11 protein-coding genes and 4 tRNA genes are annotated in these 14302 nt (G+C 69.5%); 4 read left to right on the forward strand and 11 right to left on the reverse strand.

Annotated features, from left to right (window positions below):
* Positions 1 to 52: 52 nt before the first annotated feature.
* Positions 53 to 1336, reverse strand: coding sequence for a UDP-N-acetylglucosamine 1-carboxyvinyltransferase (murA, locus tag G6027_RS13335; protein ID WP_182637594.1), 1284 nt, complete (start codon positions 1334 to 1336; stop codon positions 53 to 55).
* Positions 1337 to 1455: 119 nt separating this feature from the next.
* Between murA and G6027_RS13340 the strand changes: the two genes are divergently transcribed.
* Positions 1456 to 2031 (forward strand): cob(I)yrinic acid a,c-diamide adenosyltransferase, encoded by a 576-nt coding sequence (locus tag G6027_RS13340; protein ID WP_182637595.1) that lies wholly within the window; start codon positions 1456 to 1458, stop codon positions 2029 to 2031.
* 70 nt (positions 2032 to 2101) lie between these two features.
* Here G6027_RS13340 and G6027_RS13345 read toward each other — a convergent pair whose 3' ends face one another.
* The 7 genes from G6027_RS13345 to G6027_RS13375 all read right to left on the reverse strand — a co-directional run bounded on the left by G6027_RS13345 (position 2102) and on the right by G6027_RS13375 (position 9069).
* Positions 2102 to 2992 (reverse strand): LuxR C-terminal-related transcriptional regulator, encoded by an 891-nt coding sequence (locus G6027_RS13345; protein ID WP_182637596.1) that lies wholly within the window; start codon positions 2990 to 2992, stop codon positions 2102 to 2104.
* Between the two features lie 184 nt (positions 2993 to 3176).
* On the reverse strand, positions 3177 to 4349 hold the full coding sequence (locus G6027_RS13350; RefSeq protein WP_346995732.1) for a GTP-binding protein: 1173 nt from the start codon (positions 4347 to 4349) through the stop codon (positions 3177 to 3179).
* A 41-nt stretch (positions 4350 to 4390) separates the two neighbouring features.
* The gene (locus G6027_RS13355; protein ID WP_182637598.1) at positions 4391 to 5176 is read right to left on the reverse strand and encodes an enoyl-CoA hydratase; all 786 of its coding nucleotides are present in this window, start codon (positions 5174 to 5176) and stop codon (positions 4391 to 4393) included.
* 70 nt (positions 5177 to 5246) lie between these two features.
* On the reverse strand, positions 5247 to 8489 hold the full coding sequence (locus tag G6027_RS13360; RefSeq protein ID WP_182637599.1) for an arabinosyltransferase domain-containing protein: 3243 nt from the start codon (positions 8487 to 8489) through the stop codon (positions 5247 to 5249).
* 85 nt (positions 8490 to 8574) lie between these two features.
* Positions 8575 to 8648, reverse strand: a tRNA-Phe gene (locus G6027_RS13365).
* A gap of 49 nt (positions 8649 to 8697) precedes the next feature.
* Positions 8698 to 8771 (reverse strand) — tRNA-Asp (locus tag G6027_RS13370).
* Between the two features lie 225 nt (positions 8772 to 8996).
* A tRNA-Glu gene (locus tag G6027_RS13375) sits at positions 8997 to 9069 on the reverse strand.
* A 127-nt stretch (positions 9070 to 9196) separates the two neighbouring features.
* Between G6027_RS13375 and G6027_RS13380 the strand changes: the two genes are divergently transcribed.
* The 3 genes from G6027_RS13380 (at position 9197) to phoU (ending at position 11404) form a co-directional block, all read left to right on the forward strand.
* Positions 9197 to 9272: transfer RNA gene (locus G6027_RS13380), tRNA-Lys, on the forward strand.
* A gap of 79 nt (positions 9273 to 9351) precedes the next feature.
* Entirely contained in the window at positions 9352 to 10530 is a 1179-nt protein-coding gene (dusB, locus tag G6027_RS13385) for a tRNA dihydrouridine synthase DusB (protein WP_182637600.1), read from the forward strand.
* Positions 10531 to 10633: 103 nt separating this feature from the next.
* Positions 10634 to 11404 carry a phosphate signaling complex protein PhoU gene (gene phoU, locus G6027_RS13390; protein WP_182637601.1) on the forward strand — a complete coding sequence of 257 codons (771 nt, stop codon included), beginning with the start codon at positions 10634 to 10636 and terminating at the stop codon, positions 11402 to 11404.
* Positions 11405 to 11485: 81 nt separating this feature from the next.
* Here the strand turns inward: phoU and pstB are convergent, their stop codons facing one another.
* The 3 genes from pstB to pstC are packed head-to-tail and all read right to left on the reverse strand — an operon-like array spanning position 11486 to position 14239.
* Positions 11486 to 12262, reverse strand: coding sequence for a phosphate ABC transporter ATP-binding protein PstB (pstB, locus tag G6027_RS13395; RefSeq protein WP_179524626.1), 777 nt, complete (start codon positions 12260 to 12262; stop codon positions 11486 to 11488).
* A gap of 10 nt (positions 12263 to 12272) precedes the next feature.
* Positions 12273 to 13187: a phosphate ABC transporter permease PstA gene (gene pstA, locus G6027_RS13400; protein WP_182637602.1), complete on the reverse strand. Its 915-nt coding sequence runs from the start codon at positions 13185 to 13187 to the stop codon at positions 12273 to 12275.
* Positions 13187 to 14239, reverse strand: coding sequence for a phosphate ABC transporter permease subunit PstC (gene pstC / locus G6027_RS13405; RefSeq protein WP_182637603.1), 1053 nt, complete (start codon positions 14237 to 14239; stop codon positions 13187 to 13189). The genes pstA and pstC overlap by 1 nt, the downstream gene beginning before the upstream one ends.
* Positions 14240 to 14302: the final 63 nt, after the last annotated feature.

Here is a 14302-nt window from a genome sequence, read left to right on the forward strand (position 1 = left end):
CCCAAACGCAAATCGCCAGGTCAACGGCAGAATAATTGGGACACTGGCTTCGTCACCGTTCGGTATCGACGCGTTCGATCCGGCCCCCGAGGGACCGCACCTTCTCCATGAAGTCCGGGTACCCGCGGTCGATGTGGAAGATCTCGCAGACCTCCGTCACAGCGTCACCACACATCCCGGCGAGGACCAGCCCCGCGCCGGCGCGAATGTCACTGGCCCACACGGTGGCGGAGTCCAGTCGTTCGCGACCCCGGATCTTGGCGTGGTGCCCGTCTGTCTCGGCATCGACTCCCATGCGCACCATCTCCTCCACGAAGCGGAACCGCGCCTCGAAAAGGTTCTCCGTGATCACGGACGCACCGTCCGCCACGGAGGCGAGGGCGATCGCCATCGGCTGGAGGTCGGTCGGGAAGCCGGGGAACGGCAGGGTTCGCACGTCCCGCGCCCGGGGACGACCCTCCTGGATGACCCGGACCCAGTCCGGCCCGGTCGAGACCTGCGCTCCGGCTCCCCGGAGGTTCTCCAACACCACGTGGATGAACATGGGATCGATACCGGTGACGGTCACGTCACCTCGCGTCATCACGGCGCCCATCGCCCAGGTGGCCGCGACGATCCGGTCCCCTATCACCCGGTGACTCACCGGTTCCAGCGACTCGACACCGTCGATGGTGATGGTGCTGGTCCCGGCCCCGCTGATCCGGGCACCCATCTTGGACAACAGGTCACAGATGTCGACGATCTCCGGTTCACGGGCGGCGTTGACCAGCGTCGAGGTCCCCCGGGCCAGGACGGCGCCGAACAGGAACGTCTCGGTGGCACCCACCGAGGGGAACGCGAGGGTGTACCTGGCACCCGTGAGTTCGGTGGCCTCGGCGACCAGTCGGCCGTGATCCATCCTGGTGGTGGCGCCCAGCTTCTCGAGCGCCTCGCGGTGCCAGTTGAGGGGCCGGTCCCCGATCGCGTCCCCGCCCGGCATGGCTAGTTCGGCCCGGTGGTAGCGACCGACGAGCGGCCCCAGGATGCAGACGGACGCCCGCAGTCTCTGCGCGGCCCTGTCGTCGGAGACGTGTCCCAGATCCGCCGGGGTGTCGATCACCACCGTGCCGCCGGCGATCTCGACGGTGCACCCGAGGTGCCGCAACACGTCCGCCATCGCGGGCACGTCGGAGATGTCCGGGCAGTTGGTCAGGGTGGTCCGCCCCTCTGCCATCAGCGCCACCGCCATCAGCTTGAGCACGCTGTTCTTGGCGCCGGCGACTGAGACCTCGCCGGCCAGTCTGGTTCCGCCGGTGACGAGGAAGCTCTCCTCGCGGGACGTGGGGTTACCGCTCACGGGTCCACCTTAGGCGAGAACCGGAGGCGACCAGCGGAGCCCGCGCGCCCTCGGGACAACGCGCCCGCGGGACCGCGCGACTGCGGGACCATGCGACCGCGCACGCGTAGGTTGGCGTCATGGCTGTGCATCTCACCAAGATCTATACCCGGACCGGCGACGACGGCACCACGGGACTGTCCGATTTCTCCCGCGTGAGCAAGAACGATGCCCGACTGGACGCCTACGCGGACTGCGACGAGGCCAACGCCGCCCTCGGGGTAGCTCTGACCTGCGGAGATCTCGACGGCCGCATCGCCACCGTGCTCCGGGTCGTGCAGAACGACCTCTTCGACGCCGGGGCCGATCTCGCGACACCGGTGGTCGAGGCCCCCGAGTCCCCCCCGTTGCGCATCGAGCAGTCCTACATCGAGCGACTCGAGGGGTGGATCGACGAGTTCAACGCCGAGCTCGCCGACCTGACCTCGTTCATCCTGCCCGGTGGGACCCCCGGCGCCGCCCACCTGCACGTCGCACGGACGGTGGTCAGGCGCGCCGAGCGGGCCGCCTGGGCCGCGGTCGACGCATATCCAGAGACGACGTCGGCGCTGCCGGCCAAGTACCTCAACCGTCTGTCGGACCTGCTGTTCGTCCTGGGAAGGGTGGCCAATCCGGACGGCGACGTCCTCTGGGTCCCCGGCGGCGAGCGCGGCTGATCAGTCGGAACCCACGGGCCCCAGCCGCCGTGCCGGAGCCCTCAGGCCCCAGCCTGCAACCGCCCTGGGATCAGGGCAGCACACCCATCCGACGCGCCGCGTTGACCGCCTCGAACCTGGTGTGTGCATCGAGTTTGCGCATGACCGAGCGCAGGTAGCTCTTCACCGTCTCCGCGCCGATCCCCATGTCGGCGGCCGTCTCGATGTTCGTCTTGCCCTGCGCGACGCAGGCCAACACGTCGAGCTCGCGGCGCGACAGTCGTGCCGTGGGCATCTCCGGGGGCGGGGAGACCATCTCGGCGCAGATCCGTTCGAGTTCGGCACGGACGTCCGGGTCCTCGGTCCGGGAGGCCAGCATCCGCAGCCGCGCATGGGTGTCGCGCATGCGTTCGTTGGACAGGACGTCATCCCAGCGCCCCTCACCGGCGCCCGGGCCCATCGGGGCCGCGCCACGGGCCGCGAGCGCGTCGTTGACCGCGATCTCCTGTTCGAGGGCGCGGGCCGTGGCCGCCATCTGGTTGAGGACCTTCTCCCCGAAACGGACCGAGGAGTGCACGCCGGCGTACAGCACCGCCCGCACGTCCTTGCCCACCACGACCGGGATCGCCGCCATCGACCGCAGGCCCTCGGACAGCACCGGGAGGTCGTACTCGTGGGTGATCACCCCGGCGCGCGGGTAGTCGGCCACCCCGACCGGTTTCCCGGTGGCCATGACCCGACCACCGACGCCGGCCCCGTAGTGGACGGTGAGGTCCTTCATCGCCGAGGTCCGCATCCCCAGGGACTCGGACAACACGAGGGTGTGGCCCTCGCCGACGACCCCACCGATGGTCACCGGGATGCCCGTGGCCTCCCGCAGGGCGGAGATCGCGCTGCGCACGGACGCCAGATCGCGCCGGCGCCGCTGTGCCTCGCTCGCGGCACTCCCGGCTACACCACGGCCGGCATTCTCCTCGTCCATGAGGTCTCCTCCCACGTCCGTGGCATACCCCCACCGCGAGTAGGGGACGACCCCCCGCAAGTGCCACACATCACCATCGTCAGCGCCACTATACGCACGTGGCCGGGCTGATGCCGATCCCAGTCGGCCGCCGACGACCGATGTCCCCGGGGGTGCCCCACCCCGCTTCCCAACCGGAGTGCACTCAGGGAGTGAAAGCTGGATCGAATGCCTCGGGGTCCTCGGGATCCGCCAGCATCGCGGCCGCCCCGGTGAGGGGCGCGACGCGCTGTTCGTCGTAGATCCACTCCTCGACGTCGCTGGAGTCCGGGTCGCCCACCAGGTACGGGTGCAGGCCCAGATCGGCGTCCGCGTCGACCGCCTCCCCCGGGGCCAGCACGGAGTCGTCGAGGAATCTCGTCACCTCGTCGTCGTCGAGATCGACGCCGATCACCACCACCCCCTCGGCGCCCTCTCCGCCCGCACGGAGCTCGAGCCTGCGCCCCACCAGCGCCACCTCGTAGCGTCGAGGGCCGTCGGCGGTGGCCAGGGTCACCGTGCCCTTGGCGCGGTAGGCGCCGGTCGGCGGCGAGGCGAGCGCGGACAGGAACCGACGGGGGTGCAGGGGCCCTGACGGGATCACGGTGAACGCCCGGTAGCCGTCGTGGAGATGGTCGTGGTCGTGCGCGTGGTCGTGCGGGTGGGCCAGGTCGTCCGAGGGCCCCCGACCGTCCTCTGACTCGGCGGCGGTGTCCCGGTCCGGTTCCATCCCCAGCAGCAGACCCGTCGGTACGGCCGCCCGGACCGCGGGCAGTACGGCGACCCGGGGGGCGTGCCGGCGGATCGTCTCGCGGATCCGGTCGAATCGAGTGCGGTCGACGAGGTCGCACTTGTTGACCACCACGAGGTCCGCCTCCGCCAGGTGCGCCGACAACCTCGGGTGTCGCGTCATGGCGTCGTCGAGACCCTCGGCGTCGACCACCTGGACCATCCCCGCGTGCCGCACCACCTCGCGCGACACCTCGTGGACCATCCGCGACAGGATCGCCGGCTCGGCCAGGCCGCTGGCCTCGATCACCGCCAGGTCGAGCCCGTGCTCGGGTCCGGCCAGCCCGGCCAGGGTGTCGCCCAGCTCGCTCGCGTCGACCTCGCAGCAGACACACCCGTTGGCCAACGAGATCATGGAGTCCACCCGCCCCGCGACCGACGTGGCGTCCACGTCGATCTCGCCGAAGTCGTTGACGATCGCGGCGATGCGCAGCCCCGGCGCGTCGGACAGCAGGTGGTTGAGCAACGTGGTCTTCCCGGCACCCAGGTACCCGGTGAGGACCACCACGGGCAGGGGCTCACCGGGGGCGCGGCGTGCGTTCCCGCTCACGCCACCGCCCCCGGCGAGGTGCCCGTGCGTGGGCTGGTCCCTCAGCGGCGCCACTCGGGCTTCCGCTTCTCGGCGAACGCCGACATCCCCTCGGTCTGGTCCTCGGTGGCGAACAGCGCGTAAAAGGCGTTCTGCTCGGCGAGCAGCCCCTCCTCGAGCGTGGTCTCGAAGGACCGGTTGACCGCCTGCTTCGCCGCGATGGCGGTGGTCTTGCTCATCGAGGCGATCTTCCCGGCGACCTTCATGGTCTCGTCGAGCAGGTCCGCGGCGGGGACGACGCGGGTGACCAGGCCGGAGCGCTCGGCCTCGTCTGCGTCCATCTGACGGCCGGTGAGGCACAGGTCCATGGCCTTGGCCTTGCCCACCGCGCGCGTGAGCCGCTGCGAGCCGCCCATGCCCGGGATGACGCCGAGGGTGATCTCGGGCTGGCCGAACTTCGCGTTGTCGCCGGCGATGATCATGTCGCACATCATGGCCAACTCGCAGCCGCCGCCGAGGGCGAAGCCGGACACGGCCGCGATGATCGGCGTGCGCGCGGCGGTGAGCCGCTTCCAGTCGCCGAAGTAGCGCTCGAGGTAGATCCCGGGGTAGCTCTTGTCCTTCATCTCCTTGATGTCGGCGCCGGCCGCGAAGGCCTTCTCCGAACCGGTGATGACGATGCAGCCGACGCCGGGGTCGGAGTCGAGGCCCTCGACGGCCTCGACGACCTCCTTCTCCATGCCACTGCTCAGCGCGTTGAGCGCCTTGGGGCGGTGGAGCGTGATGACCGCGACGCGGTCACTGCGCTCCACCAGGATGTTCTCGAACTGCTTCTCGGTCACGGACATCGCGTGCTCCAGTCTGCGTCAGGGGATACTTGGACTTCCTTGTAAAAGCTCCGGGGCCGATGCTAGCCGGTCATCTGGCGAGCGGTCCCCCGTTCCACAGCCCCGACCGTACGGCCTGACCGTGCTCCACCGTCGCGGCCCGCGCCTCGGGCACCAGCGACTCGTACCGCACCAGCGAACCCCAGTCCCGTGACCAATCGTGCTCCAGGTAGGTGGGGACGGTCTCGCCGGCCAGGAGCAGCTCGATGAACCCGAGCGGTCCGCCACCGTCCCACGCCTGCCAGGTGTTGGTGGAACTCACCGCGAGGTCGCGATCCGGCAGGACCCGGTACTCGGGTAGCTCGTGGATCCCGGCGTACTCCTCGAACGGTCGCAGACACGGCGTGTGGAAGGCCACCGCCCAGTCCGGAAGCACCGGGCGGGAGTCCCCGACGAGCTCCTGCATGGTCACCAGTTCCGGCATGCGCGGTGGGGTGAACGCGATCCACCGCGACGGGTCCGGGTCGAGGTCGCGCACCACGAGCCGGATCGCCGTGGCGTCGGTGGGCAGGGTGTCGAGGGGCACGCGCAGGTTCCGCCAGGACGGCGCCGGACCGATGTCGACGGGTAGGACCGAACCGGCCGGCTCGAACCGGTCGGCGGCGGTGGCGAACTCGACGCGGATCGCATCCGGCGCGAACGACCCGGCCACCGCGATCGTGATGAGCGGGTTCTCCTCGTCCCGTTCGGGGAGTCGGTACCAGTCCGTGGTGGTCTCGGCGTTGAACTGCGGCCCGGTCTGGTAGCTGCCGAGCACGGGGACGCGGGCCGGGTCGAGACCGAAGGGCAGGACGGCGTGACTGCCGTTGATGCCCTCCCGCGCGCGCACTCCACCTTCGGTGCCGGCGGTGGTGGCGGTGGCATCGGAGTCCTCCCCGGTGCCAGGGGTGTCGGTGTCCACGGCCTGGGTGGCGGTGAGGTCGGTGGGGATGCCGTCGGGGATGAACTCCACGGGGTCGGCGCCGGCCTCGAGCTGGTCACGGGGGTCACCGACCGGCGCGAGCAGGCCAGCGTTGGCGTCGGGCTCGGCGAGCACCATGTCGGCGATACCGCACGGCTCCCCGGACAGCGCCCGCAGGTTCTGCAGGCCGACCGAGTAGGAGGGGTACTGGTTGCGGACCGCCGCGGCCATGGAGGCCACGATGACGACGACGACGAGGGCCGCCGCGAGCCCGAGTGGGGCGTGCGAGACCTCACGCAGGAGCCGCACCACGGGACCGCGGTCGGCATCAGCGGGCCCCGACCCCGTCGGCCGCACGAACGGCTCCCGGTAGTGCAGCACCAGCGCGAGCAGGAGTGCGATGAGCATCAGCCCGATGAACACCGAGGAGAACGTGATCCCCGCGATCGAGGGCTGCACGCCACCCCACGGGATGCCGTAGATCGAGATGTACCACCAGCCGTTGGTGGAGGTGAAACTCAGGGCCAGGACGAAGAACACCGCGGCCAGGAACAGCATCCGGTTGCGCAGCGACCGCGTGGCGGCCGGCAGGACGGCCATGGTCACCAGGGCCGCCAGCGCGGCGCCGATCGTGGCGAACGCACCGAAGTGGTGGGTCCACTTGGTGGGGTTGAGCGCCATGAACGCGATCGACATGGCGGCCAGGCCGACGATCCGGCGGGCGGGCCCCACGGCCACGCCGGGGATCCGCCCCTTGCGGAAGAGGATCGCTGCGCAGGTGATCAGGGACAGGAACATCGCCAGGACCGCGAACCGGCGGGCCAGGGACCCGTCCGGAGTCGGGTTCATGAGCCACTCGTACCGCCACACCTCCTCGAACCACCGCCCGGTGGGGCCCACGTCGCCGAGCAGCGCCGACGACTGCAGTGTGGTCACCAGGGGCTGGTCGAGGAAGATCAGGTGCAGCACGCCGAGACCGGCGGCGAACAGGGGGGCCACCGTCGGGATCCAGCCGTCGCGCCGGGCCCGCCGGATCACCAACAGCAGCAGCGGTCGGGAGGCCGCGATGATCGCCGCGATGCAGAAGGTGCCCGTGGGCGCGGCGGACAGCGTGAGCCCGCCGATGATGAAGCCGGTGGCCGCGGGCAGCAGCCTGCCGGTGGCCAGGGCCCGCTCCAGCGATACCCAGGTGGCCAGCACGCCGAAGGCCACGATCGGCTCGGGGCGTAGCCCGTTGTTGTAGGTGAGCCAGAACGCGAGGAACACCGCGGCGGTGCTCCACCGGACGGCCGACGCGCGGCGGGCGGCGATGCCCAGCCGCGGGATCACCTCGCGGGAGAGCAGGATCCAGGACGCGATGCCCAGCAACAGCGCCGGTAGCCGCAACCACACACTGCCCACGGTGAGCGAACTGATCGCCGTGTAGAGGTAGTACGGCATCCCGAACGGTGCGTACGGGGCGCCGTAGTAGCGGAACACCTCCGGCATGTAGCCGCTCGAGACGGCCGCACGCGCCTCGGTGAGGATGTATCCGTCATCAGCCGTGTTGGCCCCGATGACGTGCCAGACCAGGAGCGTGGCCACGACCACCAGGTCCAGGGGACGGGGCTTCCACCACCGGCGCGGCAGCACCCGTCGTCCGACGCGTCCGTCGCGCAGGTCGAGTCGGTGCAGGGCGACCAGCGCCACGATGATCGCGAGGATCCCGACCACGATCGCGATCTGTTTGATCACTGTCGCCTGGGTGGTGTAGCGGGAGTCCACGGTGATGTCGACGGACATCGCCTCGGGTGCCGGCCCCTGCAGGTCCGTGAAGACCCCGACGACCTGCGGCCGCAGATCCTCATCGATCCGGCCGCCCACCTCCCGGCCGTCCTGCTCCAGACCGACGAACTCCGCGCCGATTGAACCGGAGTCGGCCACGACGCGGATCACCGAACACGCCCCGGGCGAGGCGACCGCGTCGGTGGGGGCGGCGGCGACCAGCGCGTTCCGGCTGCGCACCTCCACGGTGGGACCGGCCACGGACACCACGAGTGCGCGGGCACCCGCGTTCTCGCCCGCCTGACGGGGCGCCGTGGACACCAACACCCCGTCCTCACGGCCCTGGTCCCGCAACTCCCCCACCGCCGCGCACGGAACGTCCACGGCCAGGTCGAGCGGGTAATAGGCCACGAGTGGCGCCGTCACCGGGTCGAGGGTCCCGGCCTCCGGCCAGCTGATCGTCGAGGTGGTCTGGGTGACCGGGAGCAGCGGGACGATGATCGCGAGGAGGATCCCGACCAGACCGCTCACCGCGGCGACGATCCCCCACCGGGTTCCTTTTCGGGACCTGTCCGGCACGTCACGGACCTCGGTGGCAGTCGATGGCATGGCGTCCACGCTATAACGAGGGATGGAGGTTCCCCGAAACGACGAACGCGCCGGAGGGAAACCCTCCGACGCGTTCTGCTCTCTGTGGCCAGAGTCGGGATCGAACCGACGACCTTCCGCTTTTCAGGCGGACGCTCGTACCAACTGAGCTACCTGGCCATAAGACCACCGGCGCATCCGGTAAACCGAATGCGCCGGTTGTCTCCTGCGACCCTGACGGGACTCGAACCCGCGACCTCCGCCGTGACAGGGCGGCGCGCTAACCAACTGCGCCACAGGGCCGTGCTTTTCGCACGAGACAGAACAGTAATCGACGCCCCCGCCGGACGCAAATCGGGGGCCCGGCGGTGGTTCCGGAGCAGGTCGGAAGGGCTTGGGCGGATCCCGGTACCGACGCCCGGACCGCTTTCGACGGGGCCGCCGTCAGGGCCGACTGGGACGACAGTCAGCCCGTCAACGAGAGGAGTCCCGGCCACCGACGAACGGTGACCGGGACTCCTACACTCGTACCCCCTACGGGATTCGAACCCGCGCTGCCGGCGTGAAAGGCCGGTGTCCTAGGCCGCTAAACGAAGGGGGCCTACGCCACGTCCGGGATCGCCGGGCCGCAGCGCGTTCGAGTTTAGGGCACGGCCCAGCAGACGTCTAAACCAACCATGCCCGAGCCGACGCCCGTCGACTCGAACGGGGACGGTATCGTGACCGACGCCCCTATAGCTCAGTTGGTAGAGCTACGGACTTTTAATCCGCAGGTCGTCGGTTCGAGCCCGACTGGGGGCACCACGAGCCGCCTCCCCGCGGCGACCGCCCGCGCTCCCCCGTCCCATTGGACCTGCCCGCCCCACGCTGGGACACTCGGTACATGTCCGCACCCACCGCCACCATCGCGCCCGCCCTGCGCATCGGCCCCCTCGAGCTCGCCTCGCCCGTCGTCCTGGCGCCGATGGCGGGCGTCACCAACGTCGCCTTCCGCACGCTGTGCCGCGAACTCGAGCGTGAGCAGCAGGGTTCGGTGTCCGGGCTCTACGTCTGCGAGATGGTGACGGCGCGTGCGCTCGTCGAACGCCAACCGGGCACCCTGCACATGGCCACGTTCGCGCCCGACGAGTCCCCGCGCAGCCTGCAGCTGTACACGGTCGATGCGGAGTACACCTACGCAGCCGCCAAGATGATCGTCGACGAGGACCTGGCGGACCACATCGACATCAACTTCGGGTGCCCGGTCCCCAAGGTCACCCGTCGCGGAGGCGGATCGGCGATCCCCTACAAGCGACGGCTGTTCCGCTCCATCGTCGCCGCGGCGGTCCGGGCCACCGAGGGCACCGACATCCCGGTCACGGTGAAAATGCGAGTGGGAATCGACGACGAGCACCACACCCATCTCGACGCCGGCCGCATCGCCGTCGACGAGGGCGCCAAGGCCGTCGCCCTCCACGCACGGACCGCCGCCCAGCGGTACTCCGGCGAGGCGGACTGGTCGCAGATCTCCCGCCTGGTCGAGCACATCGGCGCGGTCTCGGACGTCCCGGTGCTGGGCAACGGCGACATCTTCTCCGCCGACGACGCGGTCCGGATGCGGGAGCAGACCGGGTGCGCGGGCGTCGTGATCGGCCGGGGCTGCCTGGGGCGGCCGTGGCTGTTCTCCGAACTGGCCGCCACCCTGGACGGGCGCGAGGCGCCGACCCCTCCCACCCTCGGCGAGGTCGGCCGCATCATGTACCGACACGGCGAACTGCTCGCCGAGCACCACGGCGAGAACAAGGGGATGCGCGACATCCGCAAGCACGTGGCCTGGTACCTGCGGGGGTTCCCGGCCGGCTCCGGCAAGCGGGTGGCCCTGGCGGCCGTCCGCACCCTGGACGACCTCGCGGAGATGCTCGCCGATCTGCCCGCGGACGAGCCCTTCCCCGCCGACGGGTACGGCCCCCGGGGGCGACAGGGGTCGCCGTCACGGGTCCTCCTGCCCGAGGGCTGGTTGGACGATCCGGAGGACGACGCGGTCGCGCTCGAGGGTGCGGACGCGGAGAACTCTGGCGGCTGAACCGGCGCCCTCCGGCGCGGGCGCTGATGACGTGTCCGCCTGTTCATCGGCCGTTCATCGCCGGTATCGATAGTGCGGTTGACATGCCCGTATGCTGGTTCACATGCGTCTCGTCTACTCTGAAGAACTCGCGGATCTGGCCACCTCGATGGCCCGGATGTGCTCCCTCGCCACAGACGACATGGAGCTGGCGACCCACGCCCTCCTCCAGGTCGACCTCGTGGCCGCCGAGAGGGTTCTCCAGTCCTCGACGGAGATGTCCCGGCTGGCGACCGAGAACGAGGAGCGCGGCTTCGCGCTCCTCGCCCTCCAGGCGCCGGTGGCCCGTGATCTCCGGCAGGTGGTCACCTCCATCCAGCTCGTCCAGGACCTCACCCGCATGGGCACGCTGGCAGGTCACGTCGCCAAGATCGTGCGGCGGAGGCACCCGGAGAGCGTGCTCCCGGAGCCCGTCAACGGGTACTTCGCCGAGATGGGCCGGGTCGCGGTCTCGCTCGGCCGGTCCGCCACCGAGGTTCTGCTCAACCGGGACGCCGAGCAGGCCGCCACACTGGCCCAACAGGACGACGCCGTCGACGACCTCCGTCGCCACTTGTTCACCCTGCTCACCGTGCGGGAGTGGAAGTGGGGGGTGGCGTCGGCGGTCGACGTGACCCTCCTCGGTCGCTACTACGAGCGGTTCGCGGACCACGCGGTGGAGGTGGCCCAGCGGGTGATCTTCCTCGCCACCGGCGAGTACGCCACCCTGGCGGAGGACGATCCGGAACACTCGTCCGCCTCCAACGAAGAGTTGGTACGCCGTTTCAACGAGACCGACAGGTCGTTGACGCACCGAGTCTCGGGCGACGACCCCAGGAACGGCGACCCCAGCTGACGGAGGGCCGGGCCGGAACGACGAGCGCCCCGGTACCCGCCTCCTGGGCGGGTACCGGGGCGCTGGGCCGTGACCGGAGACTCAGCCGAATCGGCCGGAGACGTAGTCCTCGGTCTGCTTGTGGTCCGGGTTCGAGAAGATCTTCTCCGTGGAGTTGACCTCGACCAGCTGACCCGGCATGCCGGTGGCCTCGAGCGAGAAGAACGCCGTCTGATCGGACACACGCGCCGCCTGCTGCATGTTGTGCGTCACGATCACGATGGTGAACTCGCTCTTGAGTTCGGCGATGAGATCCTCCACCGCGAGGGTCGAGATCGGGTCGAGCGCGGAACAGGGCTCGTCCATGAGCAGGACCTGGGGTTCGATGGCGATCGCGCGGGCGATACACAGACGCTGCTGCTGGCCACCGGAGAGCCCCCCACCCGGCTTGTCCAGACGGTCCTTGACCTCGTTCCACAGATTGGCGCCGCGCAGCGACTTCTCCGCCACCTCGTCCAGCGTCTTCTTGTTCCTGACGCCCTGGAGCCTCAGGCCGGCGGTGACGTTCTCCTTGATCGACATCGTCGGGAACGGGTTGGGACGCTGGAACACCATGCCGATGGTCCGTCGGACGGCGACGGGGTCCACCTTCTTGTCGTAGATGTCCACGCCGTCGAGCTTGATGGATCCCGTGGCGTACGCGCCCGCGATCTCCTCGTGCATGCGGTTGAGCGAGCGGAGCACGGTGGACTTGCCGCAGCCGGACGGGCCGATGAACGCGGTCACCGAGCGCGGGGGGACGTGGAGGTCGACGTCCTTCACGGCGTGGAAGTCACCGTAGAAGATGTCGACGTTCTCGAGGTCGAGTCGCTTGGCCATGACAGGGTCCTTACTTGGTCTTCGGCGCGAGCGCCTTGGAGGCGAACGTGGCGAGGACGTTCGCCAGCGCGATGATGATGATCAGGGTGAGGGCTGCGCCCCAGATCCGGTACTGGCCGGCCTCGGTCGGGTTCGAGAGCTGGTTGAAGATCAGCAGCGGCAGCGACGCCATGTTGCCCTCGAAGAGGCTGAAGTTGTAGCTCGCCGTGTATCCCACGAGGATCAGCACCGGGGCGGTCTCGCCCATCACCCGGGCGATCGAGAGGAACACCCCGGAGATCATTCCCGACAGCGCGGTGGGGACCACGATGCTGACGATGGTCTTCCACTTGGGCACGCCGAGCGCGTAGGACGCCTCGCGGAGTTCGTCCGGGACGAGCTTGAGCATCTCCTCGGTGGAGCGCACGATCAGGGGCAACATCAGCAGCACCAGGGCCAGGCTCACCGCGAACGCGCTGAGCTGGAACCTCAGGACCGAGACCCAGACTCCGAAGATGAAGATGGCGGCCACGACCGAGGGAACGCCCGCCAGGACGTCGACCATGAAGGTGGTCGGCTTGGCCAGCCTCGACTCGGGGTACTCGACCAGCATGATGCCCGCCGCCACCCCGAGCGGGATGGAGATGACCGCGGCGATGATCGCCTGGACGAGGCTGCCGTAGATGGCGTGCCCCACACCGCCTCCCATCGAGGACGGGGAGACGAGGAAGAACGAGTTCGTCCACCACGTGGGGTTGATGACCGCGGGGATACCCGACTCGATCACCTTGTAGAGCAGCGCCACCAGCGGGATGACGGCCAGCACGAAGCACAGCGAGAAGATCACCGTCGCCGCTCTGTCCTTGATCCTGCGGCTGCCGGCGATGGGCAGGAAGGTGTCCGACGGCTTGGCGGGCTTAGCGAGGTCGGGAGTTGCCTGGGACATCAGCCGTTGACCTTTCCACCGGACACGGAGCGCGCGATGAGGTTGACGAAGAAGGTGAGGATGAAGAGCACGAGACCCGCCGCGATGTAGGCACCGGTCGGCAGCGGGTGGTTGAACTCGGCCGCACCCGACGCGATCTTGGAGGCGAACGTGAAGCCGCCGTCGAAGAGCGACAGTGTGCCGGGGGCGCTCGCCGCCCGCAGGATGATCAGGACCGCGACGGTCTCACCGAGCGCACGACCGAGCGCGAGCATGGAGCCCGCGATCATGCCCGACTTGGCGTACGGGAAGCACGTCATCCGGATCTTCTCCCACTTGGTGGCACCCAGCGCGAGGGCTGCCTCCTGGTGGAGAGAAGGAGTCTGACGGATGGTCTCGCGCGACATGGAGGTGATGATCGGCAGGATCATGATCGCCAGGACCACCCCGGCGGTGAAGATCGTGCCGCCGCCGGCGATCGACACGTTGCCGTCCCCGAAGAGGAAGATCCACCCGAGGTTCTCGTTGAGCCACCCGGACAAGGGAACCAACCACGGCCCGAGCACGATCAGGCCCCACATGCCGTAGATGATCGACGGGACCGCCGCCAGCAGGTCGATGAGCGCCGAGAGCGACCTCGAGAGCCTCTCCGGTGCGTACTGGACGAGGAAGGTGGCGATGCCGATGGCAACCGGAACGGCGAGGACCAGCGCGAAGATCGAGCTCAACACGGTCACCCTGAACATGTCGAGGATGCCGAACCGCAGGTTGTCCGGATCAGTCGTGTTCCATTCGGACGAAGTGAGGAAGTTGACGTTGTTCGCCAGGAGAGAGGGTGTCGCCTGCATGACCAGGACGATCGCGATCAGGGCGATGAGAGCGACGATGACGGCGCCGGCCGCCACCGTGACGCCCCGGAACACCGCGTCCGCCTTCTGCGAGGACTTGCCCTCGAGGAGGTCGCCCTTCGCGACCTTCTCCGGATCCGGCACCGACCCCGTGCTGCCGGTGAGCCCGCCGGACTGCCCGGTGTTCCGGTCGGCGTGGCGGTCGACGGATTCGTGAACTGTCATGGGACCTTCAGTCGCTCGGGGGTGAAGTGGTCGGTCACCGGCCCGCCGCGATCAGCGGCGAGC

This window comes from Dietzia sp. SLG310A2-38A2 (assembly GCF_014145095.1).
Taxonomy (GTDB): domain Bacteria; phylum Actinomycetota; class Actinomycetes; order Mycobacteriales; family Mycobacteriaceae; genus Dietzia.

Coding starts and splice junctions, on each gene's coding strand:
- G6027_RS13360 (WP_182637599.1), bottom strand. CDS start 8,489: ATGCCATCGACTGCCACCGAGGTCCGTGACGTGCCGGACAGGTCCCGA.
- pstC (WP_182637603.1), bottom strand. CDS start 14,239: ATGACAGTTCACGAATCCGTCGACCGCCACGCCGACCGGAACACCGGG.
- pstB (WP_179524626.1), bottom strand. CDS start 12,262: ATGGCCAAGCGACTCGACCTCGAGAACGTCGACATCTTCTACGGTGAC.
- G6027_RS13345 (WP_182637596.1), bottom strand. CDS start 2,992: ATGGACGAGGAGAATGCCGGCCGTGGTGTAGCCGGGAGTGCCGCGAGC.
- phoU (WP_182637601.1), top strand. CDS start 10,634: ATGCGTCTCGTCTACTCTGAAGAACTCGCGGATCTGGCCACCTCGATG.
- G6027_RS13340 (WP_182637595.1), top strand. CDS start 1,456: ATGGCTGTGCATCTCACCAAGATCTATACCCGGACCGGCGACGACGGC.
- G6027_RS13355 (WP_182637598.1), bottom strand. CDS start 5,176: ATGTCCGTGACCGAGAAGCAGTTCGAGAACATCCTGGTGGAGCGCAGT.
- pstA (WP_182637602.1), bottom strand. CDS start 13,187: ATGTCCCAGGCAACTCCCGACCTCGCTAAGCCCGCCAAGCCGTCGGAC.
- dusB (WP_182637600.1), top strand. CDS start 9,352: ATGTCCGCACCCACCGCCACCATCGCGCCCGCCCTGCGCATCGGCCCC.